21 protein-coding genes and 1 tRNA gene are annotated in these 25,518 nt (G+C 61.2%); 12 read left to right on the forward strand and 10 right to left on the reverse strand.

The genetic code is table 11. The features are described 5' to 3' along the window. Window positions 1-2: 2 nt before the first annotated feature. From IB238_RS05920 to IB238_RS05930, 3 genes are all read left to right on the forward strand, one after another. Entirely contained in the window at window positions 3-389 is a 387-nt protein-coding gene (locus IB238_RS05920; protein ID WP_192247408.1) for an Mth938-like domain-containing protein, read from the forward strand. Window positions 390-453: 64 nt separating this feature from the next. Then, window positions 454-1,305, forward strand: coding sequence for a phytoene/squalene synthase family protein (locus tag IB238_RS05925; protein ID WP_192247411.1), 852 nt, complete (start codon window positions 454-456; stop codon window positions 1,303-1,305). Between the two features lie 173 nt (window positions 1,306-1,478). After that, window positions 1,479-1,928 carry a hypothetical protein gene (locus IB238_RS05930; RefSeq protein WP_192244415.1) on the forward strand — a complete coding sequence of 150 codons (450 nt, stop codon included), beginning with the start codon at window positions 1,479-1,481 and terminating at the stop codon, window positions 1,926-1,928. A 54-nt stretch (window positions 1,929-1,982) separates the two neighbouring features. Here the strand turns inward: IB238_RS05930 and trmFO are convergent, their stop codons facing one another. The 3 genes from trmFO to IB238_RS05945 form a co-directional block, all read right to left on the reverse strand. Then, the gene (trmFO, locus tag IB238_RS05935; protein WP_192244417.1) at window positions 1,983-3,398 is read right to left on the reverse strand and encodes a methylenetetrahydrofolate--tRNA-(uracil(54)-C(5))-methyltransferase (FADH(2)-oxidizing) TrmFO; all 1,416 of its coding nucleotides are present in this window, start codon (window positions 3,396-3,398) and stop codon (window positions 1,983-1,985) included. Between the two features lie 127 nt (window positions 3,399-3,525). Then, window positions 3,526-3,669 (reverse strand): DUF1127 domain-containing protein, encoded by a 144-nt coding sequence (locus IB238_RS25030; RefSeq protein WP_192244419.1) that lies wholly within the window; start codon window positions 3,667-3,669, stop codon window positions 3,526-3,528. Between the two features lie 351 nt (window positions 3,670-4,020). Continuing rightward, window positions 4,021-4,164, reverse strand: a complete 144-nt coding sequence (locus tag IB238_RS05945; protein ID WP_192247413.1) for a DUF1127 domain-containing protein — start codon at window positions 4,162-4,164, stop codon at window positions 4,021-4,023. A gap of 1,134 nt (window positions 4,165-5,298) precedes the next feature. On the opposite strand from IB238_RS05945, the gene IB238_RS05950 reads away from it, so the two are divergent. From IB238_RS05950 to tig, 4 genes are all read left to right on the forward strand, one after another. Next, window positions 5,299-6,402, forward strand: a complete 1,104-nt coding sequence (locus tag IB238_RS05950) for a DUF2157 domain-containing protein (protein WP_192244421.1) — start codon at window positions 5,299-5,301, stop codon at window positions 6,400-6,402. After that, window positions 6,399-6,992: a GDYXXLXY domain-containing protein gene (locus IB238_RS05955; RefSeq protein ID WP_192244423.1), complete on the forward strand. Its 594-nt coding sequence runs from the start codon at window positions 6,399-6,401 to the stop codon at window positions 6,990-6,992. Before IB238_RS05950 ends, IB238_RS05955 begins: the two co-directional genes overlap by 4 nt. A 166-nt stretch (window positions 6,993-7,158) precedes the next feature. Continuing rightward, window positions 7,159-7,243 (forward strand) — tRNA-Leu (locus tag IB238_RS05960). 270 nt (window positions 7,244-7,513) lie between these two features. Then, window positions 7,514-8,974, forward strand: a complete 1,461-nt coding sequence (gene tig, locus IB238_RS05965) for a trigger factor (RefSeq protein WP_192244425.1) — start codon at window positions 7,514-7,516, stop codon at window positions 8,972-8,974. A gap of 109 nt (window positions 8,975-9,083) precedes the next feature. On the opposite strand, the gene IB238_RS05970 is transcribed toward tig, so the two are convergent. Then, window positions 9,084-11,060 (reverse strand): M10 family metallopeptidase C-terminal domain-containing protein, encoded by a 1,977-nt coding sequence (locus IB238_RS05970; RefSeq protein ID WP_192244427.1) that lies wholly within the window; start codon window positions 11,058-11,060, stop codon window positions 9,084-9,086. A gap of 541 nt (window positions 11,061-11,601) precedes the next feature. After that, on the reverse strand, window positions 11,602-12,564 hold the full coding sequence (gene znuA / locus IB238_RS05975) for a zinc ABC transporter substrate-binding protein ZnuA (RefSeq protein WP_192247416.1): 963 nt from the start codon (window positions 12,562-12,564) through the stop codon (window positions 11,602-11,604). 116 nt (window positions 12,565-12,680) lie between these two features. Here znuA and IB238_RS05980 point away from each other — a divergent pair, with 116 nt between their 5' ends. The 3 genes from IB238_RS05980 to IB238_RS05990 are packed head-to-tail and all read left to right on the forward strand — an operon-like array spanning window position 12,681 to window position 14,846. Next, complete coding sequence (locus tag IB238_RS05980) at window positions 12,681-13,628, forward strand: metal ABC transporter ATP-binding protein (RefSeq protein ID WP_192244429.1); 948 nt, start codon at window positions 12,681-12,683, stop codon at window positions 13,626-13,628. Next, on the forward strand, window positions 13,621-14,454 hold the full coding sequence (locus tag IB238_RS05985; RefSeq protein WP_192244431.1) for an iron chelate uptake ABC transporter family permease subunit: 834 nt from the start codon (window positions 13,621-13,623) through the stop codon (window positions 14,452-14,454). Before IB238_RS05980 ends, IB238_RS05985 begins: the two co-directional genes overlap by 8 nt. Continuing rightward, window positions 14,451-14,846: a Fur family transcriptional regulator gene (locus IB238_RS05990; protein ID WP_192244433.1), complete on the forward strand. Its 396-nt coding sequence runs from the start codon at window positions 14,451-14,453 to the stop codon at window positions 14,844-14,846. The genes IB238_RS05985 and IB238_RS05990 overlap by 4 nt, the downstream gene beginning before the upstream one ends. Window positions 14,847-14,919: 73 nt before the next feature. Here IB238_RS05990 and IB238_RS05995 read toward each other — a convergent pair whose 3' ends face one another. Both IB238_RS05995 and IB238_RS06000 read right to left on the reverse strand, forming a co-directional pair. After that, window positions 14,920-15,450: a gamma carbonic anhydrase family protein gene (locus IB238_RS05995; protein WP_192244435.1), complete on the reverse strand. Its 531-nt coding sequence runs from the start codon at window positions 15,448-15,450 to the stop codon at window positions 14,920-14,922. An 11-nt stretch (window positions 15,451-15,461) separates the two neighbouring features. Next, window positions 15,462-16,148 carry a fumarylacetoacetate hydrolase family protein gene (locus tag IB238_RS06000; RefSeq protein ID WP_192244437.1) on the reverse strand — a complete coding sequence of 229 codons (687 nt, stop codon included), beginning with the start codon at window positions 16,146-16,148 and terminating at the stop codon, window positions 15,462-15,464. Window positions 16,149-16,291: 143 nt separating this feature from the next. On the opposite strand from IB238_RS06000, the gene dusA reads away from it, so the two are divergent. Next, entirely contained in the window at window positions 16,292-17,461 is a 1,170-nt protein-coding gene (gene dusA, locus IB238_RS06005) for a tRNA dihydrouridine(20/20a) synthase DusA (RefSeq protein ID WP_192244439.1), read from the forward strand. Here dusA and IB238_RS06010 read toward each other — a convergent pair. Further along, complete coding sequence (locus IB238_RS06010) at window positions 17,353-18,150, reverse strand: hypothetical protein (protein ID WP_192244441.1); 798 nt, start codon at window positions 18,148-18,150, stop codon at window positions 17,353-17,355. The two genes, dusA and IB238_RS06010, sit on opposite strands and share 109 nt — an antisense overlap. A gap of 954 nt (window positions 18,151-19,104) precedes the next feature. On the opposite strand from IB238_RS06010, the gene IB238_RS06015 reads away from it, so the two are divergent. Continuing rightward, entirely contained in the window at window positions 19,105-21,060 is a 1,956-nt protein-coding gene (locus tag IB238_RS06015) for an ATP-binding protein (protein WP_192244443.1), read from the forward strand. A 589-nt stretch (window positions 21,061-21,649) separates the two neighbouring features. On the opposite strand, the gene IB238_RS06020 is transcribed toward IB238_RS06015, so the two are convergent. Continuing rightward, window positions 21,650-21,940, reverse strand: a complete 291-nt coding sequence (locus IB238_RS06020) for a GIY-YIG nuclease family protein (RefSeq protein WP_192244444.1) — start codon at window positions 21,938-21,940, stop codon at window positions 21,650-21,652. A gap of 256 nt (window positions 21,941-22,196) precedes the next feature. Then, window positions 22,197-25,289: an excinuclease ABC subunit UvrB gene (gene uvrB, locus IB238_RS06025; RefSeq protein ID WP_192244446.1), complete on the reverse strand. Its 3,093-nt coding sequence runs from the start codon at window positions 25,287-25,289 to the stop codon at window positions 22,197-22,199. Between the last annotated feature and the right edge of the window lie 229 nt (window positions 25,290-25,518).

Below are 25,518 nucleotides of genomic sequence, written 5' to 3' on the forward strand. Positions count from 1 at the left end.
GCATGACAAAAGGTATTGAAGTCAAGGAAGCGCATTTCCCTGGTCGCGCCCCGATCGACGCCTATGGGAATGGCGGCTTCCGCTTTGCCGACATGTCGCATCGCGGTTCCATGCTCTTCCTTCCCTCGGGAATCTATGGCTGGGACAAGCAGGATGCGCACACCCTGACGGCGGAGGATCTTGAGCGCGTGATTGCTGAAGCGGACCAGATCGAAGTCCTGCTGGTCGGCACCGGAATGGAGATCAAGCCGCTTTCGAAAGAGTTGCGCGCCGTCCTTCGGGCACACCGGATCAGCTCTGATCCGATGTCGACCGGCGCTGCCGTGCGCACCTTCAACGTCATGCTCGCCGAATCGCGCGCCGTCGCGGCTGCATTGATCGCGGTCTAGCCAGCGCGCAGCACATCCGGACGATTCAATGCAGCAACAACATCCACTGGAAGGGCGCGACGCGATGGCCGCAGTCGAGGCGAACTATGCCCATTGCCTGTCGGTCCTGCGCGACACGGACCGCGACCGTTATCTTGCCTGCCTGCTTGCGCCGGAGGATCGGCGCGGAGCCCTTGCGGCACTCTACGCATTCAATGCCGAGATTGCCCGCGTGCGCGATATAGTCCACGAGCCGCTGCCGGGAGAAATCCGTCTGCAGTGGTGGCGCGATACGCTGGAGGGCCGCGGAGAGGGAGATGCAAACGCCAATCCTCTGGCGGCTGCACTGCTGCATTGCATTTCCGAGCATCGGCTTCCCGTCCCCGTGCTCACGGACATGATCGAGGCCCGCATCTTCGACCTTTATGACGACCCCATGCCGGATCGTGGAGCGCTCGAGGGATATGCGGGTGAGACCGCTTCGGCGCTGATCCAGCTTGCGAGCCTTATCCTCGATCCGGTCGGCGCCGAAAGTTCGGCAACGGTCGCCGGCCACGCCGGCGTGGCCCAGGCGATCGCGGGGATCTTGCTGTTGCTGCCGATCCATCGCCGTCGTGGCCAGGTCTATCTACCGGGCGATCTGCTCGCCGCAACCGGGTTGGGGGCCGAAGGTCTGCTCGCCGGAACCGACCGAGAGCGTGTCGCCCGGTCGGTGGAGGCCTTTGTCGGCCTCGGACGGGAACATCTTCGCAAAGCGCGGACAGCCGGTGAGATCGCGCCCGCCAATCGCGCGGCGTTCCTGCCGGTGGCGATTACTCCGCAGATCTTCAATCTGGCGGAAAGGGCAGGTGCCGACGTGTTGGAGCGGAACCTTCTGCCGGCACAGTGGCGCCGCCAATGGTGGATGTGGCGTGCGCTTCGCACGGGTCGATTCTAGCTCATAACAAAAACTTGTGCCGCCAGTGCTTTTGCCGGCCCACGATCCAGCGGTGGACTGGCAGTGTCGTTTTTCTTCAGTTTTGCATTGAGGATCCGATGAAGCGCACAATTGGCGCAAGCCTCGTGCTGTAGACGGGGCCTGATGGACCGCGGCCGCCGGGAGGATGCAAGATGATCTGGACTGTCGTAATCGCCTGCCTTTTCCTCGCAGGCTACATTTTCATGCGCATGCAGCGGCGCGAAGAGCACAAGCAGGCCGAAAACGATACCGGATTGGCGATCCTCGAATTCGGCCAAGCCTATCCGAATGAAGCGATCCGCGAAGTCATCAGTACGGTGAACGGCGACAGCGTCTTTCTTCGGCTCCACGACGGTAAGGTCGGCTGCATGCGGGCGCATGGAAAGCACTTCACGAGCCATGTGATCGAGCCCGGAAGCGTACGGGTTCGCAACACCGCGAGCGGTAATGGGCTGGCCCTCGATTTCACAGACAACGCCTACGAAAACGGCAGGTTCGAGTTCAGGACCAGCGCGGATGCGGCAGAAGTTTCACTCTGGCTGCTCGGCAGTCTCGTGCCGGCAGCCGGAATCGATGAATCGCCGGCTGCAATCAGTTCCTGATCGAGGCGCGCCCTTCCGGGGCGACACCAGCCGCAGTCAGATTGTTTTGCAGGTTCAGGCGTTGGTCTGCAGCCACTGGCGGCATGCTTCCAGTGCACGCGCTGAAGTCGCCTGCTTCTTGGCGACTGCTTTGTCCTTGCCTCGAAAACGCTTCACGCCGTCCGGCTTGACGATCGTTCCGGGCTCGAGTTCGGGGAACAGGCCGAAATTGATGTTCATCGGCTGGAACGAGCGCTTGCCCGGCTCGTCGTCTGATATGATGTGCCCGCCGGTGATATGGTTCAGAAGCGCTCCGAAGGCCGTTGTCTCTGGCGGTAGCGAGGGCTGCTCGCCGCGGCGCTCGGCGGCCGCGAACCGGCCGGCCAAAAGGCCGATGCTTGCACTTTCGACATAGCCTTCACAGCCGGTGATCTGTCCGGCAAAACGCAGTCCCGGCCGGCCCTTCAGCGTCAGCGAGCGATCAAGCAGGATTGGGGACTGCAGGTAGGTGTTGCGGTGCAGGCCGCCAAGCCGGGCGAATTCGGCGTTTTCGAGCCCGGGAATCATTCGGAAGATCTCGCCTTGGGCGCCGTATTTCAGCTTCGTTTGGAAACCGACCATGTTGTAGAGCGTGCCGAGCGCGTTGTCCTGGCGAAGCTGCACGACCGCATAGGGTTTGACGGTCGGGTTGTGCGCATTCGTCAGGCCCATCGGCTTCATGGGGCCGTGACGCAGCGTTTCCCGGCCGCGCTCCGCCATCACCTCGATCGGCAGGCAACCGTCGAAGTAGGGCGTTCCTTCCCACTCCTTGAAGCCCGTCGTGTCGGCGGCGATCAGGGCATCGATGAAGGCGTTGTACTGCGTCTCGTCCATCGGGCAGTTGATGTAGTCCTTGCCCGTACCGCCGGGGCCGACCTTGTCGTAGCGCGACTGATACCAGCAGATGTCCATATCGATCGAGTGCGTATGCACGATCGGCGCAATGGCGTCGAAGAACGCAAGCGAATCCGCGCCTGTGCGCTCCTGGATGGCGGCAGCAAGATCCGGAGCCGTCAGCGGGCCGGTGGCGATGATCACCTGGTCCCATTCTTCCGGAGGCAGCCCCTTGATCTCCTCGCGCACGATCGTGATCAGCGGATGACCTTCGAGCGCGGCGGTGACAGCCGCGGAAAAGCCCTCCCGGTCGACGGCCAGCGCTCCCCCGGCCGGGACCTGATTGGCATCCGCGGCGCGCATGATCAGCGAGTTCGCTAGTCGCATTTCGGCGTGAAGCACGCCCACGGCATTACTCGTCGCGTCGTCCGAACGGAAGGAGTTCGAGCAGACGAGTTCTGCCAGCCCATCGGTCTTATGCGCGTCGGTGCCGCGCACGCCGCGCATTTCATGCAGGATAACCGGGATGCCGCTTTCGGCGATCTGCCAGGCCGCTTCGCTGCCGGCGAGGCCGCCGCCGATGATATGGATGGGGGAAGGGGAAGTCGCGTTCATCATGGGCGGGTGCATATCACGGGGGCGGTGCACTTCCAATCGCCCGAATCAAAAACGGCACCGAATGGTGCCGTTTGATACGTTCCTCGCGCGTCGCCGTATCCGGCCGCAGCGTCGGAATATCGGCTGATTAGCGGAAGGAACGGGCTGCGATGCTGCGGATGTCGTGGCGGGTCAGGCCGATATCGGACAGCGTGTGGTTGGACAGGTTACCGAGTTCGTTCAGGGTACGGCGGTAACTAATCCAGTTCTTTGCAATGCGGATCGGGTTCATGGTTCTTCTCCTCGAAGCGGTTGACCGGGACGCTTTGTCCTCGGTTGTTGGTATCTATGTACTCCCTTTCATGGGGAGTGTGCAGTGCAAAGAAAGTGCAGCTGCCATGCATTTGTGCATTGCAGTGAGAGATTAATGTGCAAGGGGGAAATTGGGCCGGGAGTGGCCGGTCTCATTGCGCATCGATTGGGCGGGATGCCTTTGTTTTAGTGTGGCTTTTTTGTGGCGACACCAGTGGGGTGCGTTTCGCGGTGAAAATGATGGTGCAGTGCAACATGAACCAAAAGAAAACGCCTCCCGGATTGCTCCGAGAGGCGTTCGACACAGATCGCGAAGATCGTGTGTCAGACTTTACTTGATAGCCTGGCGGGCGACGAACGGGATGTCCGAACGGCCGATGCCGAGGTCGCTCAGTTCGCGGTCACTCATGCGGCCGAGTTCCGAAACGGTCTGACGATACTTGCGCCAATTGTTGAACGAGCGTGCGAGGTTCATGGTCATACCCCTTTCCTGGGTTTTTGGGCTGCCAGCCAATATCGGCGCCGCCCTGATCTGATGCTTCGAATATAGGTTGTGCCGCTTGCGAATGACAGAGACAAAGCCGAATGGCAGTCATGCGTGCACTGCATGTCAAGCAGAAAGATTGGCAAAATTCTGGTCAAATAGCGCGCATATGCCGCATACATTTGGGTAGTTATGCGAAACTTGCTTGCTGCAGAGCAAAAAAGAACGACGCCCGCCGAGGGAGGAGGTCCGGCGAGCGTCGTTATCTTGATTAGCAACTGGGAGGAGGAGTGTTGCCAACCGCATCGGGCTTTGCTGGGAGGAGGAGTGCGCTGCCCGATTGATAAAGCGGATATAGGGATGAAGTGCTGCCGGTTAAAGGGGCGTTGGCGAATGGCACCCATGCAATATTGTCGCAGCTCTGCCACGCCTGCGTTTAGAAATTAGGCAGGCGCACGAGTGACTTGGGCGATTTCGCCGAGAAATGTTCAGGAAGTGGGAGTTGCCATGTACAAGAAGCAAAGGTGCGGCACGCAAAAACAATAACGCCCGCCGGGGGAGGAGGTCCGGCGGGCGTCATTTAGGGTGATTGGCAACTGGGAGGAGGAGTGTTGCCAATCGTATCGGAACGGCACTGGGAGGAGGAGTGCGCCGCTCCGAATTCTGTCGGCCGCATTTCGGCTGCCGGACCTTTCTGACGTTGGATCAGATGGCTGGTCATTGCCATTTCGACGCTTCGATCCCGTCGCCACTCTGTACTTCGGCGCCTGGTTTTCTGCGGCTTCGGATCATCCCCGATCCGATGATTTGAATATAGTCCGACGCGTTGAATTTGTGCAGTGCAATATCGACATGGATGATATGCGCAAGGCGCATGTCGGATCGGCCATCGTTCAGGCGGGGGCGAATTGCTCCATTTTTCGCCAAATCGATGCGCTGTTTCCGGCATTCAAGCGGAAACGGCTATGCATTTCGGGAAAATGCGGAATATGGCGTGCTTTTCGCCTAATTCTCCCCTGTTGTGTCGTCTGCTACCTGCGCGCTAGTTTGGGTACTGGATTGGCTTGACAGGAGCGCGAATCGGCGCGCGCAATAGGCTTCGCGAATACGGGAGACCACAGGCGAATGTATCGGGGGCGATTGGAACGGGACCTGCGGGTCTGGACTGAAAAAGGTCTGATCGACGGTTCGACCGCAGGCAGGCTCCTGGTGGAGTACGACCAGCGCGAAAGCTCTTTCAGTCTCGGACGGGTGCTTATGGTGATTGCGGCGCTGCTTCTGAGTGGCGCGGTGCTGTTGCTGATCGCGGCCAACTGGGAAGCCATCCCGCGGGTTGCGAGACTGGTGGGGATCGTGACGCTCATCTGGTTCGCCTACGTCGCGGCGGCGCTTCTGCGTAATCGAGGAGCCCTGCGCCTGTCGGAAGCGGTACTCGTTGCGGGCATTCTCTTCTTCGGTGGCGCGATCGCACTGGTCGGCCAGATGTATCACCTGTCCGGTGATGCGACCCAGGCTTCGCTTGTCTGGTTCGCGGGCGGCGCGATCACCGCCTTTCTGTTCCGTTCCGCCACCGCTACCGCCGTCTGCGGCGTGCTGGCGTTTGTCGTGGCAGGCACAGAATGGTCCGACAACTTCGGGATCAACGATCGACTGCTGCTTTGGCTCCTACCCGTCATGGCGGCGGTTGTGATTGCCCTGGTACGCTTCACCGATGCGACCCGGTCGCGTCATCTCGCCTATCTCCTGATGGTCGCCTGGGTTCTGCTTCTTTATGGAGAATACGACACGCCCGCGACGGCGCTTGCGATCGCCGGCGTTGGTGGCACCTGCTTTCTGCTTGCCACGTTGCAGGCTTCACCACTTCGACATCTTGCCGCAAATGCCGGAGCGGCACCGGCCTTTTACGCATTCCTGCTCCTTCTGATTGGGCTACTGATTCTTCACATCGAGACGAATGGCATCGGCGAGCGGCTGCTGCTCGGGAGCGTCACGCTAGTCGTTGCGATTGGGGGCATCGCCATTTCGGGGCGGGACAATGGCGCCGTGCGCTATCTCGCCTATGCTGCATTTGCGGCGGAATCGCTCTACCTGGCGTCCGAAACGCTCGGCTCCATTCTCGGTACCTCCGGGTTCTTTCTCATCTCCGGCCTGGTCGTGGGGGCCATCGCCTGGATCGTCATTCGACTGGAGCGGCGTTTCGCTGTCAGAAACATGGAGGCGGGACAATGAACAAACCGAACTCGCTCTTTCGGATGCCGCCCATGCTGGCAGCCGTCCTCGCCGCGCTGGTTCAGACAGCCGTCCTTGGTTACATGGTCGAAACCCGGGCTTCGATACTTCGAATCGGTACCGAAGTGCGGCTCAAAACCGCACCGGTCGATCCGCGCGATCTGCTCCGGGGCGACTATGTAACGCTCGGCTATCAGATATCGACAATCGATAAATCGATCATAACCGGCGAGGCGCCGGTGGTCTCTGGTCTGCAAACCCTGTGGGTTCGGCTCGTGCCAGGCGCCGATGGGCTGTGGACCGCAAGCCAGGCCTCCTTCGCACCCTTGACGCAACAAGAGGGAAGCGTCGTCGCGCGGACATCGCCGTTCGAATACTATCCGGGATTGGACGGCCAGGTGCCGGATACGATCTCTGTCGCCTACGGCATCGAGCGCTACTATGTCCCGGAGGGTGAGGGTAGGGTGCTCGAGGAGGCAAGAAATGCTCAGGCGCTCGAGGTCGCAGCGCGCGTTTCGACGGCAGGCAGGATGCAGATCCGGCAAATCCTGCTTGACGGCGAGCCGGCCTATGACGAGCCACTGTATTGATTTTGCCGTGTTATCGGCGTCTTTCGCGTCATCAGGATGTGTCGTGTTCCGGTCCGTCACATTTTTGCTTTGATACCTGCGAAACGGGTGTTATAGAGACGCCGCGCTCGGGAGGCGCGCCCATCTGGGCGCCGGACGGCGAGGCCGCTGATGCGGCTTTCTGAACGCGGGTATGGTGAAATTGGTAGACACGCCAGATTTAGGTTCTGGTGCCGTAAGGCGTGGGAGTTCAAGTCTCTCTACCCGCACCAGAAGCTCTCTGGCCTGGCAATTTGCGCCTCGTCCGATGGGCAGAGTCCGGCCGAAAGCTCCCGAGGGAAGCGCGGCATGGACCCGGAATTGGCGTATGAGGCCCCATTGAAGCGCTTTCAACGGGACGGATCATGCGCCGGAGCGCCATTTTGCTTGCCAAAAGGCCACCGATAACAGTAAAGCCACTCCCGGCAAATGGACCCGGAGGGGTGCCCGCCAAAGGACCGGTTCCGGCGGGGGCACCGCCATATCGAAACGAAGGTTTGAACATGCAGGTAATCGAAACGCTCGCTGAAGGGCTGAAGCGCGAACTCAAGGTCGTCATTCCGGCCAAGGATATGGAAGCTCAGATGAATGAGCGCCTGGCGGATGCCAAGGATCGCGTTCGCATCAACGGTTTCCGTCCGGGCAAGGTTCCGGTCGCCCACCTCAAGAAGGTCTACGGCAAGTCGATCATGGCTGACCTCGTCAACGAGATCATCCGCGAGAAGCCGACCGCGATTCTCTCCGAGCGCGGCGAAAAGTCGGCAACGCAGCCGGAAATCGCCATGACCGAGGATCAGGCCGAGGCCGAAAAGATCCTGGCAGCTGAGGCGGATTTCCAGTTCACCCTGTCCTACGAAATCATCCCGGCCATCGAGCTGAAGGACGCCTCCGGCATCAAGGTCACCCGCGAAGTCGTCGAGATCGCCGACAAGGAAGTCGACGACCAGATCCTGAAGATCGCCGAGAGCGCCCGCACCTACGAGACCAAGAAGGGCAAGGCCGCTGAAGGCGACCGCGTCACCATGGACTACCTCGGCAAGGTCGATGGCGTTGCCTTCGACGGCGGCAAGGACGAGGACGCTGAGCTGGTCATCGGCTCCAACCGCTTCATCCCGGGCTTCGAAGACCAGCTCGTTGGCCTCAAGGCCGGCGATGAGAAGGTCATCACCGTCACCTTCCCGGCTGAGTATCCGGCTGCCCACCTTGCCGGCAAGGAAGCCACCTTCGACATCAAGGTCAAGGACGTTGCGGCTCCGGCCGACCTCAAGATCGACGACGAACTCGCCGAGAAGCTCGGCCTCGAATCGGTCGATCGCCTGCGCGAAGTCGTTCGCGGCCAGATCGAAAGCCAGTTCGGCTCGGTCACCCGCCAGAAGGTTAAGCGTCAGATCCTCGACCAACTGGACGAGATGTACAAGTTCGACACGCCGCAGCGCCTAGTTGACGCCGAGTTCGAGAACATCTGGCGCCAGATCAACACCGACCTGCAGCAGGCCGGCAAGACCTTCGCTGACGAGGACACGACCGAAGAGGAAGCCCGCGAGGAGTATCGCAAGCTCGCCGAGCGCCGCGTCCGCCTCGGCCTCGTTCTCTCGGAAATCGGCGAGAAGGCCGGCGTAGAGGTCTCCGACGAGGAAATGCAGCGTTCGCTGTTCGAGCAGCTGCGCCAGTTCCCCGGCCAGGAAAAGCAGATCCTCGACTACTTCCGCAAGACGCCGGGCGCTTCCGCATCGCTGCGCGCCCCGCTGTTCGAAGAGAAGGTCGTCGATCACCTGCTGGGCCAGGTCGCCGTAACGGACAAGACCGTCTCCAAGGAAGAGCTGATGGCTGACGACGAAGCCGAGGAAGGCAAGTCGGAAGGCAAGAAGGCACCGAAGAAGAAGGCTGCCGCTGCTGAAGGCGAAGAAGCGCCGAAGAAGAAGGCCCCGGCCAAGAAAAAGGCTGCGGACGACAGCGCCGAATAATATCGGACGTTTGTGCTGGAATTGGAAAGGCCGCCCGCAGGGCGGCCTTTCTCGTTGTGGGATTGGGTCCTGCTCCAGAGAGAATGGCGGCACGCAGGCGGTGGCCGCGTCAAACCACCATGAAGTCCAAGTGGTTCATGTTCAGGCCGGAGGAGAGCGAGGCGATCTGCGTACGTCCGCCACTTTCATTGCCGTTGGAATCGTAGAACAGCCGGCCCGCATCGGTTTCGTAGATGATGCGGTCCGAGCCATCCGCAGCCAGTCCGCTGGTGTTCGCCCGAAACGCGGCCGCTACCAGCGCGCCGGCGGCACCGAGCGCGGTGAAAATGGAATTCTCCAGATGTATCGTGTCGCTCGGAACCGAGAAATCGGTAATCCGGTCCACATTGTCAGTTCTGGGAGCCGTGTTGAAGAGGAACCCATCCGCTCCAGTTCCCCCGGTCAGAATGTCGTTTCCGACCGCGCCTGAGATTAGGTCGTTGCCACTTCCGCCGTTGATTTGGTTGCCGCTCGCATTGCCGTAGAGACGGTCGCTGAACGACGATCCTAACAGGTCCTCTACTGCCCGGTAAGTATCGCCGTGTGCTTCCCCGGTGTTGATTGCGGCGTTTGCCAGACTGGCCGTTAAACCCTTTGAGGCCTGAGCGTAGGACGCAGTGTCGCAACCCGCGCTACCGTCGAGAGTATCGCCGCCTGTGCCGCCGATCAGCAGGTCATTGCCATTCCCCCCAAAGAGTCGGTCGTTGGCTGCAAGACCCCAGAGTTTGTCATTGCCGCCGTTGCCGCGCAATGCGTTGGCAGTGGCATTCCCAGTGATGGTATCGCCGGCCGAGCCGCCGTTGGCATTTTCGATCAGCGAACGCGGATCACCTTCAAACTGAAAGGCATTGAAGACATTGCCGCGGGCGAAACCGTCGTTCGGTCCGCCGCCCAGAAAGGCGAGCTGAACGGCCGAGAAGGTTGAACTTTCCCCCGGGTTGAGATTGATCCGCAGGGCTGTCGTGTAGTTGGACAGATCGTAGGTGTCGATTCCGTTCCCGTCCCAGATCGTTGAGAAGATCCGGTTTGCCCCTGGGGCAATCGCCAGCACACCGTTGACACAGAAGTCGCCGCTCGTTGGGTTCCATGTGTAGACAGTGTTGCCGCCATTGGCGGTGAAATCGGCGCCGTACAGGGTCTGCAAGGCGAGAATATCGGCCATCATGAATGTTTGCGGTGCGCCGAAGGGCTCGTAGTCATAGCCGCTTGTCGTGTCGCCGATGTAGCTCGGGCCGGTCATGACGCTGAATTCGAGCGAATTGTAAGCCGCAGGCAGGGCGGTGGCGCCCGGGCCGCTGGCCTCATGACCATGTTTCAGCCCGAGCGCATGCCCCATTTCATGAAGCACCACATGCCAGGCATAGTTGCCTGCGATCGGGTCCTTGAGGCTATTGATGGTGCCATCATAGGTGTTGCCATAAAACGCATCTCCGCCGTGCGGGCGCTCCTCGGGATAGTACGCATAGGCTGTCGCGGCATCGCCGGAGTTTGCCGCCCTGATGGTCGCATCGCTGGCGCCAGACCCGGCGTAGCTGATGTTGAGCTTGGTAAACCCTTCGACGGAGAAGCCCACCGCCCCGGCAGGCTGCCCGTAGACGGTCGTATCCAGCATCGCGTGAAAGGCTAGCCTTTGCGCGTCGGTGAGCTGGGAAAAATCCTGGAACTGGGCGCTGACCCCGTCGCCATCGCCGTCAGATTGGTAGCCGGAGGTATAGTCGGACGGTGCGTCTGTGTCACTGTAGGTAATTGTCGGTTCATTCCAGCGCACCCCGATGAGAAGCCCATCCACGATCGCGTTGCCAGTCGGGCCGACTGATATCGTCCGGGAGGCGTTTCCGCTGGCGGTTGGGGCGGGGGTGTTGGCATTCGGCCCTTGCACGTTGTCTGGTCCTGACAGGCGACTTGATTGAGCAAACAGCCGTTCGCCCGGGTCGTGTGTTTCCATCGAGGGGTAGACAAAGCTCTGCCAGAGCGTTGCTGAAGCGGGCGTTTCCACAAGGTCGTGGAATGTCATGGTGGTCAGGAACGAAATTCCCTTGCTTTCCATGAACAAAGCCGCGGGATTGCTGCCCAACCACGTCAGATCGAGAAATGGTGAGTGCATTCGCGCTCTTGCGGTCATAGTTCCTCCTTCGACGCACCACGCGGCAGCGAAACCGTGCAACGCAGGCGCCGTAATTAAGCTTCAGAATTGCGCTGGAAATTCTCCCTGAGATAGAACGCGGCCTGGCCGACTATCTCAATACCCCACTACCGCCGCGCGATAGATGGTGGACCGTGATGCAGTAGATTTGGTGCGTCTTGGTTTCAGGTGTTTGTCCTCCTCCTCAACCGCTATACGCCGGAAATTTCGCCCTGCGATGTGGTCTTCCGCCGTTCGATGGAAGTCGGTTTCGATCAAGCGGAGGGTGAGGCTACGATAATTAAGGGGATGCTACAATAAACTTTTGCGGCTGGATGTGGCAGGTCACAACTCCTGCGGCGTGGCGTGGGTGCCGCTAACTACCGGCGTCCTGTATGAAGGACCCTGCACGAAGGGTGCTGTCACATCCGACCGAACTGGTTGTCCGGGCGGCGTTCGTCCTGGTTCAACCGCCGGAGCCAAGGCACTGCCTCATTGAGGCTGCCATCGCACGCATCAACTCCGTGTAAAGGTTTGGCCCCTCGGCAAGCGTCGCTCCCTCCGGATCGAGGACGCCGGATTTGGCAGTAGTTCCCTCCAGCACTACGTTGACCAGCTTTGGCTCGAATTGCGGTTCGGCGAAGACGCAGGCCGCACCCAATTCGGTGACCTTCTGCCGGATCTGTGAAATCCGCTCCGCGCCCGGCGTCGTCTCGGGGCTCACGGTGATGGAGCCGGCGACTCGCATGCCGTAGCGGTGTTCGAAATACTGATAGGCGTCGTGGAAGACGATGAAGGGTTTGTCCTTCACGGGCGTGAGCGTCTCAGCGATCTCCCGATCGAGGGCATCAATGCTCTGATTGAGCGCTGCCAAGTTTGCTTCATAGGTGGGCGCGTTCGACGGGTCCGCTGCAGAGAGCGTGCTTTCGATTGCCGCTGCCAAAGCCTTGGCATTGACGGGATTTAGCCAGATATGAGTGTCGGCGCCTTCGTGGGCATGCTCGTGTGCGTCTTCGCTGCCATGTGCATCGGCGATGTCATGCCTGTCTGTATCTTCATGTTGTTCGTCCGAATGCTGCTCGAAAGGACCGCCTGCCCGAAAACTCAGTTTCTCCAGGCCAGGTGCGTCTTCCAGCTCAACGACAATTGCTTCGTTTCCAAGGGCCTCAAGGGGCTTTGCAAGGAATGCCTCGAGGCCATGTCCCACCCAAAACACGATATCGGCGTCTTGCAGGGCGGCGGCGTTGGACGGTTTCAGGGAATAGGTATGGGGGGAGGCTGCGCCTTCAACGATCAGGGTCGGCTCGCCGACGCCCTTCATGACAGAGGCGACGAGGGAGTGGATCGGCTTGATCGAGACCACTACGTTCGGGGAGGCTGCCTGCGCGATTCCGGCGGTGGCAAATAGAAAGGCGGCGGAAAGGGACAGGATGGTCGGTTTCACGGTCAAGTCTCCGGCTCGATAAATGTAATGTTATTACATACATTGCGTTATGGTATAACGTGTGGCATAGCAAGCAGCAATCGAACTTACGGACGAGTTCCATGCTGCAATCCCATGTTCAGAGCCTGCCATCGCTGGTTTTGCTTTCCGGCGCCGGCGTGCGCCGGCAGGGCCGGTGGCTGGTGCGTGGCGTCGACTTCTCCATCTCCCGCGGCGAGATCGTTACCCTGATTGGGCCCAACGGCTCGGGGAAATCGACGACAGCCAAACTCGCGATCGGTGTCACCCGGCCCGACGAGGGCCATGTCTCGCGCCTTCCCAACCTTCGCGTCGGCTATGTCCCGCAGAAACTGTCGATCGACTGGACCATGCCGCTGACGGTTGAGCGATTTATGACGCTGACGTCGCCGCTGCGTGGCGGTGAGATAGATGCCGCACTCGAGGCGACAGGCATCCGACATCTCGCCCGCGCCGAAGTGCAGCACCTGTCGGGGGGGGAATTCCAGCGTGCGTTGCTGGCCCGCGCCATTGCCCGCAAGCCCGACCTGCTGGTGCTCGACGAGCCGGTGCAGGGGGTGGATTTTTCCGGCGAGATCGCGCTTTACGACCTGATCAAGACGATCCGGAACACGACCGGATGCGGCATTCTGCTCATCTCGCACGATCTGCACGTGGTGATGGCCGAGACCGATACCGTTATCTGCCTCAACGGTCATGTCTGCTGCCGCGGCACGCCGGAGGTGGTCCGCGAGAGCCCTGAATATCTCCGCCTCTTCGGGGCTCGCGCTAGTCAGACACTTGCGTTCTATAGCCATCACCACGACCACACCCATCTGCCTGATGGCCGCGTGCTCCATGCAGACGGTTCCGTCACTGATCATTGCCACCCCGATGACGGCCACCATAACGAGGACGCCGCCGCGACCGCCAGCCGTGCCGGACCGATGCGGATTGTCCATGAGCACGGGCCGGATTGTGGTTGCGGACACGACCATTCTAACCCCGCCGCAAAGACCGGGGACAAATTGACGGAGCAGCGCGATGCTTGACGACTTCTTCATCCGCGCGCTCCTCGCAGGCATCGGTCTGGCGCTGACAACCGGGCCGCTCGGCTGTTTCGTCATCTGGCGGCGCATGGCCTACTTCGGTGACACCATGGCGCATTCGGCGCTGCTTGGCGTAGCGCTGTCGCTGCTGTTCGAATTGAACCTGACGATCAGCGTTTTCGCCGTCGCCGCGGTGGTGTCGCTGGCACTTCTGCTGTTGCAAAAGCGCGGTACGCTTTCCACCGATGCGCTGCTCGGCATTCTTTCACATGCCACGCTCGCGACCGGCCTCGTCATCGTCTCCTTCATAACCTGGGTGCGGTTCGATCTCGTCGGCTTCCTGTTCGGCGACATCCTGGCTGTGACCCAGGCCGATGTCAGTCTCGTCTGGGGTGGCGGCATTCTCGTCTTGTTTGCCATCATCTATCTCTGGCGACCGCTGATCGCCTCGACGGTCAACCCGGAACTCGCAGCCGCCGAAGGACTGGAGCCGGAGCGGGCCCGGCTGGCCTTCATGCTTCTGATGGCGCTGGTGATCGCAATCGCCATGAAGATCGTTGGCATTCTTCTGATCACCTCGCTGCTCATCATCCCCGCGGCGACCGCGCGGCGGTTCTCCACCAGCCCCGAGATCATGGCCGTTCTTGCGTCACTGCTCGGCGCGGTCGCGGTTGCCGGCGGGCTGTTCGGTTCGCTGAAGTTCGACACGCCATCCGGGCCGTCGATCGTCGTGGCGGCGCTCGCAATCTTCCTCGTCAGTCTTCTGCCGTGGCGGGGCGGCGAACTCGACGCGACGGCGAAGACACAATCCGGAGGGAGCAGCCGATGACGGCCCCGCAGCTGACCCGCAATCAGGCCCTGGTGCTCGAGGCGCTGTCGCAGGCCGAGGCGCCGCTCAGCGCCTACACCATTCTCGACAAGCTGCGCGACGACGGGTTTCGCGCGCCGTTGCAGGTCTATCGCGCGCTCGACAAGCTTCAGGAGTTCGGCCTCGTCCACCGGCTGGAGAGCATCAACGCCTTCGTCGCCTGTGCCCACCCGCACCAGGGCTGCTGTGCGCACGGGCTGACCGCCTTCACCATCTGCGAATCCTGCGGCAAGGTGACGGAATTCCACGACCACGTGATCGAAGAGCGGCTTGCCGCCTTTGCCCGAGATCACAATTTCAGGTCCGGCAAGGCCACCATCGAGGTTCGCGGGCACTGCGCCGGTTGCGCCTAGGCAAGGTCTCCCGAGGGTGGAAGAGCGGCTCGAGACAAAGACATCCACGAAATCGACTAAGCGGGCTACAGACTCAGTCGATCCGTCGCAGTTCGGTCTTGAAGCGTTTCCTGTTGCGTACGTAACTGTCCGCTGATTTCTTCAGGCCCTCGATGGCCGCCTCGTCGAGTGTGCGCACAGCCTTCGCTGGCGAGCCGACGATGAGGGAATTGTCGGGAAAGACCTTGCCTTCTGTCACCAGCGCATTGGCGCCGACGAGGCAGTTGTTGCCGATCACTGCCCCGTTCAGCACCGTGGCCCCCATGCCGATCAGCGAATTATCGCCGATCGTGCAGCCATGGATGATGGCGCTGTGACCAATGGTGCAGCCTTCGCCGATCGTCACCGGCTTGCCGGGGTCGGTGTGGATGACGGTGCCCTCCTGGATGTTGGTGCGGGCGCCGAGCGTGATCGGCTCGTTGTCGCCGCGCAAAACCGCACCGAACCAGATGCCGACGTCCTCGCCAATCACCACCTTGCCGATCACCTGCGCATCGGGGGCCACCCAGTAGCGGTCGTCCTCGGGAAGGGTTGGCACGTGGTCGCCGAGCGCATAGAGCGGCATCGCAAAACTCCTCAGATCACGGAAAGGGAAAGCGTCGCGACCCCGTCGACGCCGCAAGCAATGCGGTCGCCGCGCCGGACCGGGCCGACGCCGGCCGGCGTGCCGGTGAAGATCACATCGCCGGGGGCGAGGGTGAACAGCTGCGACAACTCGGCGATGATCTCGGGCACCTTCCAGCTCATCTGGCCGAGGTCGCCGTCCTGGCGCACGGTGTCGTTGACCGACAGCCAGATGCGGCCGGCAGCGGGATGCCCGGTACGCGACGCCAGCGTCACCGCCGAGACCGGGGCGGAATGCTCGAAGGCCTTGGCGGCTGTCCACGGCTTGCCGGCCTTCTTGGCCGCCGCCTGTAGGTCCCGACGGGTGAAATCGATGCCGACGCCGTAGCCGAAGACGCAATCGAATGCTTCGGAAGCGGGAATGGCGCTGCCGCCGGATTTCAGGAAGATCACCAGTTCGACCTCGTGGTGTACGTCGTCCGATTGCGGCGGGTAGGGAAAGCCGTCGCCGGCGGAGACGAGGTTGTCCGGGTTCTTCTGGAAGAAGAACGGCGCCTCGCGGTCCGGATCGCCACCCATCTCGACGACGTGGTCGGCATAGTTGCGCCCGACGCAATAGACGCGACGAACCGGGAATTTTTCCACCGTGCCCTCGATCGGCAAAAGAACGGGTTCGGCGGCGGGAAAGGCAAGCGACATGGCATACTCAATTCGATTCTGTCGGCGCACTCTAGCACCACTGGCGAAGGCGGGGACAAGCGGCGGACGCGGCGAGGGTGGTTTTTTCGCCCCTCTTGCGCTATGAGCTGCGCAAATTGAACGGCAACGGACGCGAACGGACTATGTATCAGCAGGCACTCAAGACGGGGCAAAAAATCTTCGCCACGGCGCCGATGATCGACTGGTCGGACCGGCACTATCGCCATTTCGCCCGGCAACTGACGAAGAACGCCGTGCTCTACACCGAAATGATCGTCGCCGACGCAATTCTCCGCGGCAATCGCCACAAGCTGCTCGGCTATGATCCGGTCGAGCATCCGCTGGCGCTGCAGCTCGGCGGCAGCGATCCGCAAAAACTCGCGGAAGCGGCGCGGATCGGCGAAGATTTTGGCTATGACGAGATCAACATGAACGTCGGCTGCCCCTCCGACCGGGTGCAGTCCGGCACTTTTGGGGCCTGCCTGATGCGCGAGCCGCAGCTGGTGGCCGACTGCGTCGCGGCGATGAAGGCGGCGGTGAACATCCCGGTGACCGTGAAGTGCCGCATCGGCGTCGACGACCAGAACCCGGAGATGGCGCTGCGCGACCTCGTTTCCCGGGTCAAGGCCGCCGGCGTCGACGCCGTCTGGGTTCATGCGCGCAAGGCCTGGCTGCAGGGGCTGAGCCCGAAGGAGAACCGCGACATCCCGCCGCTGGACTACGATCTGGTGCGGCGGCTGAAGGCGGAAAATTCTGATCTTTTCATCGGGTTGAATGGCGGTCTTCATACGCTGGATCAGGCGGTCGCTGAGATTGGCGTGCTCGACGGGGCGATGCTCGGCCGGGCTGCCTACCAGGACAGCGGCATGCTGGTCGGCGTGGACGCGGTGTTTGCGCTGCCGGGCGGTATTGCCCCCCTCTGCCCCTTCGGGGCATCTCCCCCACATGGGGGGAGATCGGCCCCCGCCGCGGCCACCGAGGATTGCGTCGCGGCCCGGAAGGATGTCGAGACGCCGGATGTTGTCCGCGCCGCCCCCAACGCCGCCAGCCCCGCCGCTGCCCCCGACACCGCCTTCTGGGAGGGCGTGCGCGACGCGATGTTGGACTATGCGGGCCGCGTGATCGCCGGCGGCGGGCGGCTGAACCATGTCACCCGCCACATGGTCGGCCTTTTCCAGGGTTTTCCCGGCGCGCGGCGCTACCGTCAGATTCTTTCGGCCGACGCCACCAGGCCGGGGGCGGGGCCGGAGGTGATCGCGGCCGCGTTTGCGGCTGTGTTGGAGGCGGCGGCGGACAAGGCTGCGGCCGAGTAGGGCCCGGCCCGCGCCGGAGGGAATCCTGTGTGGGCAACCCAAAAGTGCGCCGCTTGGCGCGCAGGGTAGGCGGCCGCGTAGGACAATGCTCGGGTCAACGGGCAATTGGCGCCGGCAAATTTCTGGACATCACCGTTACGCCGTCCGGGAGGGCGGGGCAGGCACGCGGGCGAAGCGCCCCTCAGCTCGGGCGAAATTCGTCCGGCGCGGATGTAGCGCCGAAAATCCCGGTATTCCGCCAGATCCTGGCCGGCATAGGGCGGGCGGGCGGCGGCGTCGCGCTTGCGGCGCCAGGCGCGGAACCGCTCGCGCAGAATTCCCTGCCGCGGCAGCAGCGCCTGTAAAATCTCCACCGCCGCGTCCTGCAGTTCGCGATCGTCCGGGTCGCGGCTCGGCGGCTCGACCGGGGTCGACGGGGCGAAGGCGATCATTTCGAGCAGCCGGATCGTTTCCGCCTGCAGCGCCCGGTGCAGGGCGAGAACGTCGGGCGGCGCAGTGCGGAGACAGTCCGGCCGGCCGTCGCGCCCAACCATGACGCAGCCGCGTGCGCGGCGGCACGGCCGGCGGCGACAGACGTGTTCGGGAACGAGGAGCAGCGTGCTGACGCTGCGGGTGACGAGCTGCCGTTCGGCGTCGTCGAGGCGGTCGGCCGGCTCGCGGGTGGGGGAAGCGGAAAAGGTTTTCGGCATGCGCTCGCTCCTTTGCCTGGGGTGTCGCCCTCGTGTCCGGGGCGCGGTGCCTGAGGCGCGGCGCGAACGCTTTTCGCTTTCCGCGCCATTGTTGTTGCGCCTGTCTTTGCCCCGAAACCGGTTTCCCCTTTCGGGAGACATGCCCTGGCCGGCCGACCGCCGGATGCGGCGGCCTTGCCCGTCGCGGCACCTAAAGCGTGTCGCGATCCTTCGGATTCGCTTTCCACGCTTTAAGTCTTTGTTTTATCGCATGTCGTTGCCGCAAAACCGCTGCACACTTTTGCGCGACATGCTCTAGCTCTTTGTTTTTGCGCATGTCTTTATCCCGAAACCGGTTCCCACTTTCGGGAGACATGCTCTAGCCGGCGCGCTGCCATCGCGCCTGCGCCCAAACCCACGCCCGGCGTGCCGTCGTGGTTGAAAACCGCTGTTTCGGACGGGGCGCTGGAAGCTGCCTCATCGAAAAGTGTCTGTGTGGCACCTTTCAGCGCCCCGTTCGGCGGTTTCTGCCCGCAAACGCGGTCCTCTGCCTCGCCCGCCTTTCGGCGGACGCTCTGTGTGCCACCGCATGGGCACGTCCGGTGCGCCACTCGGGCGAAATGCCCGCCGTCACCAGAGGGGACCTGTCTTGCGAACCCTTGATGCGAAGACACGCGTCCTTCCTCCGCCCCAAGCGCCGTCCCCACCTCGCCGCAACGCCTCGCGGTGTATCCGTGCTGGGGCGAGGGGGAGTATGGCACGGGGGCGAGGCGTGGGGAGGAAATGGCGTGGAATTTTGGCCAAGCAATTGGAGTTGCTTTGGATTGAGGCGTGGCTTGTCCTCATTTTAATCCCCCCGTCTTTGCTGCTTGGAGGGCATCATTCAAATGATGGGGTGATTTAGCCGTCCAGGTTGCATTTGTATCCACCGCAGCTATGAATGCCAACACTCGGGTGGGGGATATTGAGGTAACTATGGCCCATACTATCGAAGTGAAGGCACAACAAGATTTCTGGAAGCGATTTGTTGGAAGTCACCCTTCGCGGGCGATGGCCGAAATTATATCTAACTCATTTGACGCAGATGCCGATGAAATAACTCTCTCAGTGAAGAGGAATCCGTTAGGGGAGCCTGTTTCACTATTTTTTTCCGACAATGGTGAAGGAATTCACTATTCAGATGATGTCCACCCATTCTCGGATCTCGGCAATTCATGGAAGTCCCGTGCTGGGCGATCACAGACCAAGAAACGTATACTCCAAGGTCGAAATGGTGAGGGACGGTTTCGAGCTCTGTCGCTTGGCGAGTATGTTGAATGGAGAACAGTTTTTGAGAGTGGTGGGAATTTTTTCGAATATTCGATTACTGCAAATAATAATTCCATCGGAAGGTTTTACATTTCCGATTTGAAGCCGTCTAGAAAACGGAAAAGCGGCACCACTGTTGAAATCACAAATCTTTTTCCCTCTGCTGCAAGCTATTTTTCCAGCCTAAGCGTTGATGGTGTAGCGCATAAATTTGCGTCATATATAAACAAGTATCGGGACGTATCCCTAAAGATAAACGATTGTCCATTGGATATAGCTAAGCTCATCGTTCGCTCCAATCAAATGGATGTAGGACCCATCACTCTCAGTTCAGGTCTCACGATTAAGGCTGACCTAGAAGTGATCGAGTGGTCGCATGACACCGAAAGGTGTCTGTATCTATGTGATGAAAGTGGTTTCACTTTGGCCGAGAGAGCGCCTGAGATCCGGGCGCCGGGGTACAATTTTTCTGCGTATTTGAAAAGCAAACATTTTTCAGACGCGAGCAATGGCGCGCTAATCGATTTGGAGATGGAGGAGGGCATCTCGAAGTTAGTTGGAGAGGGGCGGGATATGCTTACCGCCTATTTTAAGCGACTCGAGCGGCTCAAGGTCGAGGGTTTGATCGCTCAATGGAAGTCTGAGAACGTTTATCCGTATCGTGAAGATGAAACCAGTGAAGTTATCAAGCAATCAAAGCGCATTTTTAACGTCTGTGCTGTGACCATTAACTCGCAGGCGAAAGGTTTTTCTGATCAAAACCGAATTACAAAAGCTCTATCTTTTCGTCTTTTGCGCGAGGCGATAGAAGAGCGGCCAAGCGAAGTATCAAGAATTTTAACTGAAGTATTGAACCTCTCTCATGAGAAGGCGAAGCAATTTGCTAGGCTTCTCGATAATACAAAATTATCCGACATCATAGATACTGTTTCTCTTGTTCGTCATAGAATTAGCATTGCGAGGGGTCTCAGGTCGCTAGTGTGTAGTGAGGAGACAAAGAAGACTGTTAAGGAGAGGCAGCACATACATCAGATCGTTGAGCGAAACTCATGGTTGTTTGGTGATGAATTCACCTTAGGGGTCTCTGAATCCTCACTAAAGAATGCATTAAAAGAGCATTTGAAGCGCCTGAAGATCAACGAAAACGTACTGCTGCCCGTTTTAGTTGCTGGAAAAGCGAACGCACGACTGGATTTGATGCTGTGTCAAGCTTCGCGTGTAACGGGTCGCAACGACGATCACCATTTGGTTATCGAGTTGAAGCGAGCGAAGAAGATACTCGGCATGGAGGATTATACGCAGATACTGAATTATGCTGAAGCAATTATGAAAGACAGTAGATATAAAAAGACCAATGTGCGTTGGAGCTTTTGGCTAGTCGGCGTCGAGATGTCGTCTCAATTGGAAAGCATCGTTTCTGCGCAGGATCGACCTCCTGGATGCGCTCACATTTTCAAAGAGGGTAATGGCCGGATTTGGGTCAAAACGTGGGGTCAGTTGCTGCACGAATGCATCTCAAGATTAGAGTTTGTAAGGGAACGTCTGGATTTGGCTATCACTGACGAAGAGTCAGTCAGTTATCTGAACGAAATCTATCCACAATTTGTACCGAATGCTGACTGATGGAGTTGCCCGGCCGCCCCGTCTGCCCTTAGGCCGCGCCTTGTGCGATTGTTAGGCCGGTTCCTCGTAGGAGCAGACGCTTACATTGTTGCGGACGATGGCAATTATTTTCTGTCATGCCGGACTTGATCCGGCATCCAGCGGCGCGTGAGCGCCGTGAAAAACCCTGGCCGTTGCACGAACTGAACGAGTCTTCCGCGCGATGGACATCGCGCGCTGGATGCCGGATTAAAGGCATGGCGGAAGAAAATGGGATCTGTCGCCCCGGTCCGCCGCCTGTCGGGGGGGCTACTGCCCCGGACGGCCCGTCTTGCCCTTCGTCCTTGCCTTGCGCGATTGCTCGGCCGGGTCCTCGTAGGAGCCGACGCCGACCTTGGCGCGAACGTGACACCAACTTTTCCGTCATGCCAGACTTGATCCGGCATCCAGCGCGCGATGTCCATCGCGCGGAAGAAGTGGCCGAAATTACGTAGGATTTGAGTTTGGGAGTCATTCACCGCGCGGACGCGCGGCGGCTGGATGCCGGATCAAGTCCGGCATGACGGGAGAGAGGGAGGCGGGATATAGGGAAAAGGCGCCGCTGGTTGCATCACAGTCCGTGCAAATGGTGGGCGATGTCGGTCCAGTCGGGGTTGGCTGCCTCGATCAGGTCGAGTTTCCATCGGCGTGGCCAGTCCTTGATGGCTTTTTCGCGGGCGATGGCGTCGGTGACGAGGTCGTGTTCATCGAACCAGATCAGTGTCTTGACGCCGTAGCGGGTGGTGAAGCCGGGCGTCAGGTTGTTCTGGTGCTCGTAGAGGCGGCGCGGCAGGTCGGTGGTCACGCCGGTGTAGAGCGTGCCGTTGCGGCGCGAAGCCAGGATGTAGACGTAGCCCTTCATGCGGCGATGATGGCGGTAGTTTCACTTTACGGCAAGGTGGGGTTGTGACGGCGGCTATACATCTCCGTCATGCCGGACTTGATCCGGCATCCAGCCACGGCGCGTCTGCACCGTGAATGAATTCTCCGGTTCTCAGATGGAAGAGTCTTTCGCGCGATGGACATCGCGCGCTGGATGCCGGATCAAGTCCGGCATGACGGAAGAAAAGGGGGCGGCGTGCGGGATCTCTCGTCCCGGTCCGCCGCCTGTCGGGGGGCTACCGCCCCGGTCGCCCCGTTTTGCCCTTCGTCCTTGCCTTGCGCGATTGCTCGGCCGGGTCCTCGTAGGAGCCGACGCCGACCTTGCCGCGGACGACGGGTCTGACGTCGTCGCTGGCGGGGACGCTCTCGGTCTGCCCCGCCCGTAAGCTCCTCCTTACGTCGTCGCTGGCGGGGACCCCGGAGCGCTTCGTGCCCTTCGCTGCGTCAGGTTTTTCCGGGATCGTGCCGGTCACTGGCTTTTCGGTGCGGCCGACGGTCATTTCGTCGAGGGTGTTCTTGCGGAAGAGGGACTGGCCGGTCGGGACTTCCGTATCGGTGCCCGGGCCCATGGCGTCGAGTGAGGGCTTGGCGAAGTAGCTATCCGATCTCCCCCCTTGTGGGGGAGATGCCCCGAGAGGGGCAGAGGGGGGTGAAGCTTCGGCGCCCGAGGGGAAAGTACCCCCCTCTGGCCTGCCGGCCATCTCCCCCACAGGGGGGGAGATCGACTCGCGGTTGACGCCGGATTTCCTCTTGCCGCCTTCCTGGCTCCGCGCCTCTTCCCGTGCCATCGGGTCGTCCATCACCGCCAGTTCGGCGGCCTTGAGGCGTTTGATCTCGTCGCGGATGCGGGCGGCCTTTTCGAAATCGAGGTCGGCGGCGGCGTCGCGCATCGCCTTTTCCAGCGCGTCGAGATGGGCCTGCAGGTTGTTGCCGACGAGGTGGCCTTCCTCGGCAAAGCCTTTGCCGCCGACGCCGGAAATGTCGGCGCGGACGTGGTCGCGCTCGTAGACGGAGTCGAGGATGTCGGAGATTTTTGCCTTCACCGATTCCGGCGTGATGCCGTTTTCGGCATTGTAGGCCATCTGCTTTTCGCGGCGGCGGGTGGTCTCCTCCATCGCCCGCTGCATCGAGCCGGTGATCTGGTCGGCATAGAGGATCACCTTGCCGTCGACGTTTCGCGCCGCGCGGCCGATCGTCTGGATCAGCGAGGTTTCCGAGCGCAAAAACCCTTCCTTGTCGGCGTCGAGGATGGCGACGAAGCCGCATTCGGGAATGTCGAGGCCCTCGCGCAACAGGTTGATGCCGACGAGGACGTCGAAGGCGCCGAGCCGCAGGTCGCGGATGATCTCGATGCGCTCCAGCGTGTCGATGTCACTGTGCATGTAGCGCACGCGCACGCCCTGCTCGTGCAGGTATTCGGTGAGGTCCTCGGCCATGCGCTTGGTCAGCACGGTGACGAGGGTGCGGTAGCCGGCCTGCGCGGTCTCGCGGATCTCGCCCAGGACGTCGTCGACCTGGGTTTTTGCCGAGCGGACTTCCACCGGCGGGTCGATCAGGCCGGTCGGGCGGATCACCTGTTCGGCGAAGACGCCGCCGGCCTCTTCCATCTCCCAGCCGCCGGGGGTGGCGGAGACGGAAATCGTGTCCGGGCGCATCGCGTCCCATTCCTCGAAGCGCAGCGGGCGGTTGTCCATGCAGGAGGGCAGGCGGAAGCCGTATTCGGCCAGCGTCGCCTTGCGGCGGAAGTCGCCGCGGTACATGGCGCCGATCTGCGGGATGGTGACGTGGCTCTCGTCGATGAAGACCAGCGCGTTGTCGGGGATGTATTCGAACATCGTCGGCGGCGGTTCGCCCGGCTTGCGGCCGGTGAGGTAGCGCGAATAGTTCTCGATGCCGGCGCAGGAGCCGGTCGCCTCCAGCATCTCCAGGTCGTAGCGGGTGCGCTGCTCGAGCCGCTGGGCTTCGAGCAGGCGGCCGGCCTTCTCCAGCTCCTCCAGGCGGAATTTTAGCTCCTCCTTGATCGACTTGATGGCGGCGTTCAGCGTCGGGCGCGGCGTGACGTAGTGCGAGTTGGCGTAGATTTTTACCGACTTCAGGTCGCCGGTCTTCTGGCCGGTCAGCGGGTCGAACTCGGTGATCGCGTCGATCTCGTCGCCGAACATGCTGATGCGCCAGGCGGCGTCCTCAAGGTGGGCCGGGAAAATCTCGATGGTGTCGCCGCGGACGCGAAAAGAGCCGCGGACGAAATTGATGTCCTGGCGCTTGTACTGCTGGGCGACGAGGTCGGCGAGCAGCTGGCGCTGGTCGAGCCGGTCGCCGACGCTCATCTGGAAGGTCATGGCGGTATAGGTCTCGACCGAGCCGATACCGTAGATGCAGGAGACCGAGGCGACGATGATGCAGTCGTCGCGCTCGAGGATGGCGCGGGTGGCGGCGTGGCGCATCCGGTCGATCTGCTCGTTGATCGAGGAATCCTTCTCGATATAGGTGTCCGAGCGCGGCACATAGGCCTCGGGCTGGTAGTAGTCGTAGTAGGAGACGAAGTACTCGACCGCGTTGTCCGGAAAAAAGTTCTTGAACTCGGAATAGAGCTGCGCGGCGAGTGTCTTGTTCGGCGCGAGGATCAGCGCCGGGCGCTGCGTCGCCTCGATCACCTTGGCCATGGTGAAGGTTTTTCCCGAGCCGGTGACGCCGAGCAGCACCTGGCTGCGCTCGCCGCTGTTCAGGCCCTCGACGAGGTCGTTGATCGCGGTCGGCTGGTCGCCGGCGGGCTGGTAGTCGGAGACCATGCGGATCTCGATGCCGCCCTCCGACTTTTCCGGCCGGGCCGGCCGGTGCGGCGTCCAGATCTCGCCGTTCTTGTGCAGCGGGTTGCCGGATTCGATCAGCTTGGAGAGCGCCTCGACGGTGGCGGTGACGGCGGAGCCGGCGTTGAGCGAGGAGGCGTCCTCTAGAGAGACGTCGAGCCCGGCGACCGGGTTTAGGCCGGCGGCGGCACGGGTTTTTGGATCGGACGAGGCGCCGATCGAGACTCCGCGGGAGGTTTTCTGGGCGGTCACGCCGTCGGCGGTCTGCTTGCTGCCACCGGTGGATTTCTCCAGCGCCACCTTTTCCGAATGCTGGCGGGCGGCGTTCTCCACCTTCTTGCGGTGCTTGCCGGCCTTCGAGGCGATCTCGCGCTGGCTTTCCATCGTCGAGGCCTCGGCGTCGGCTTCTAGTTGCTTCACCCAGTCGGAGACGGAGCCGGAGAGCGGCGCGCCTTCGAAGGACGATTGCGGGGCTTCCTCGAAGCCATCAGGGGCGGGGGATTTCTTCGTCGATTTGGCCATGCGGCGAATATGGAGAGAGTCAGGCTGAAAGGGAAGGGGGAAGGAGTACAAAAGGGAAACGAATTCCGCCGCGCAAGTAGCCGGGCATCGGTTCACTCCCCGTTCAGACCTTGCTCGGTACGGTTGCGGGAGTTGTTCTGGTGCCGTGATGTACTTCCTGCTGGAGAGGTGGGGCTTCTCCGGTGGTTTGGTCTGGGCCGGGACAGGTCGCAGGCGGCGGAACCAGCAC

Source organism: Rhizobium sp. ARZ01 (assembly GCF_014851675.1).
Taxonomy (GTDB): domain Bacteria; phylum Pseudomonadota; class Alphaproteobacteria; order Rhizobiales; family Rhizobiaceae; genus Mycoplana.

Excerpts from the sequence above, each read along its gene's own strand:
- IB238_RS05985 (WP_192244431.1), top strand. The coding sequence starts at position 13,621 with ATGCTTGACGACTTCTTCATCCGCGCGCTCCTCGCAGGCATCGGTCTG.
- IB238_RS05955 (WP_192244423.1), top strand. The coding sequence starts at position 6,399 with ATGAACAAACCGAACTCGCTCTTTCGGATGCCGCCCATGCTGGCAGCC.
- tig (WP_192244425.1), top strand. The coding sequence starts at position 7,514 with ATGCAGGTAATCGAAACGCTCGCTGAAGGGCTGAAGCGCGAACTCAAG.
- trmFO (WP_192244417.1), bottom strand. The coding sequence starts at position 3,398 with ATGATGAACGCGACTTCCCCTTCCCCCATCCATATCATCGGCGGCGGC.
- IB238_RS05995 (WP_192244435.1), bottom strand. The coding sequence starts at position 15,450 with ATGCCGCTCTATGCGCTCGGCGACCACGTGCCAACCCTTCCCGAGGAC.
- IB238_RS05945 (WP_192247413.1), bottom strand. The coding sequence starts at position 4,164 with ATGAACCTCGCACGCTCGTTCAACAATTGGCGCAAGTATCGTCAGACC.
- uvrB (WP_192244446.1), bottom strand. The coding sequence starts at position 25,289 with ATGGCCAAATCGACGAAGAAATCCCCCGCCCCTGATGGCTTCGAGGAA.
- IB238_RS05970 (WP_192244427.1), bottom strand. The coding sequence starts at position 11,060 with ATGGAAAGCAAGGGAATTTCGTTCCTGACCACCATGACATTCCACGAC.
- IB238_RS25030 (WP_192244419.1), bottom strand. The coding sequence starts at position 3,669 with ATGAACCCGATCCGCATTGCAAAGAACTGGATTAGTTACCGCCGTACC.
- IB238_RS05990 (WP_192244433.1), top strand. The coding sequence starts at position 14,451 with ATGACGGCCCCGCAGCTGACCCGCAATCAGGCCCTGGTGCTCGAGGCG.
- IB238_RS05980 (WP_192244429.1), top strand. The coding sequence starts at position 12,681 with ATGCTGCAATCCCATGTTCAGAGCCTGCCATCGCTGGTTTTGCTTTCC.
- dusA (WP_192244439.1), top strand. The coding sequence starts at position 16,292 with ATGTATCAGCAGGCACTCAAGACGGGGCAAAAAATCTTCGCCACGGCG.
- IB238_RS05950 (WP_192244421.1), top strand. The coding sequence starts at position 5,299 with ATGTATCGGGGGCGATTGGAACGGGACCTGCGGGTCTGGACTGAAAAA.
- IB238_RS06015 (WP_192244443.1), top strand. The coding sequence starts at position 19,105 with ATGGCCCATACTATCGAAGTGAAGGCACAACAAGATTTCTGGAAGCGA.
- IB238_RS06000 (WP_192244437.1), bottom strand. The coding sequence starts at position 16,148 with ATGTCGCTTGCCTTTCCCGCCGCCGAACCCGTTCTTTTGCCGATCGAG.
- IB238_RS06020 (WP_192244444.1), bottom strand. The coding sequence starts at position 21,940 with ATGAAGGGCTACGTCTACATCCTGGCTTCGCGCCGCAACGGCACGCTC.
- IB238_RS06010 (WP_192244441.1), bottom strand. The coding sequence starts at position 18,150 with ATGCCGAAAACCTTTTCCGCTTCCCCCACCCGCGAGCCGGCCGACCGC.
- IB238_RS05925 (WP_192247411.1), top strand. The coding sequence starts at position 454 with ATGGCCGCAGTCGAGGCGAACTATGCCCATTGCCTGTCGGTCCTGCGC.
- IB238_RS05930 (WP_192244415.1), top strand. The coding sequence starts at position 1,479 with ATGATCTGGACTGTCGTAATCGCCTGCCTTTTCCTCGCAGGCTACATT.
- IB238_RS05920 (WP_192247408.1), top strand. The coding sequence starts at position 3 with ATGACAAAAGGTATTGAAGTCAAGGAAGCGCATTTCCCTGGTCGCGCC.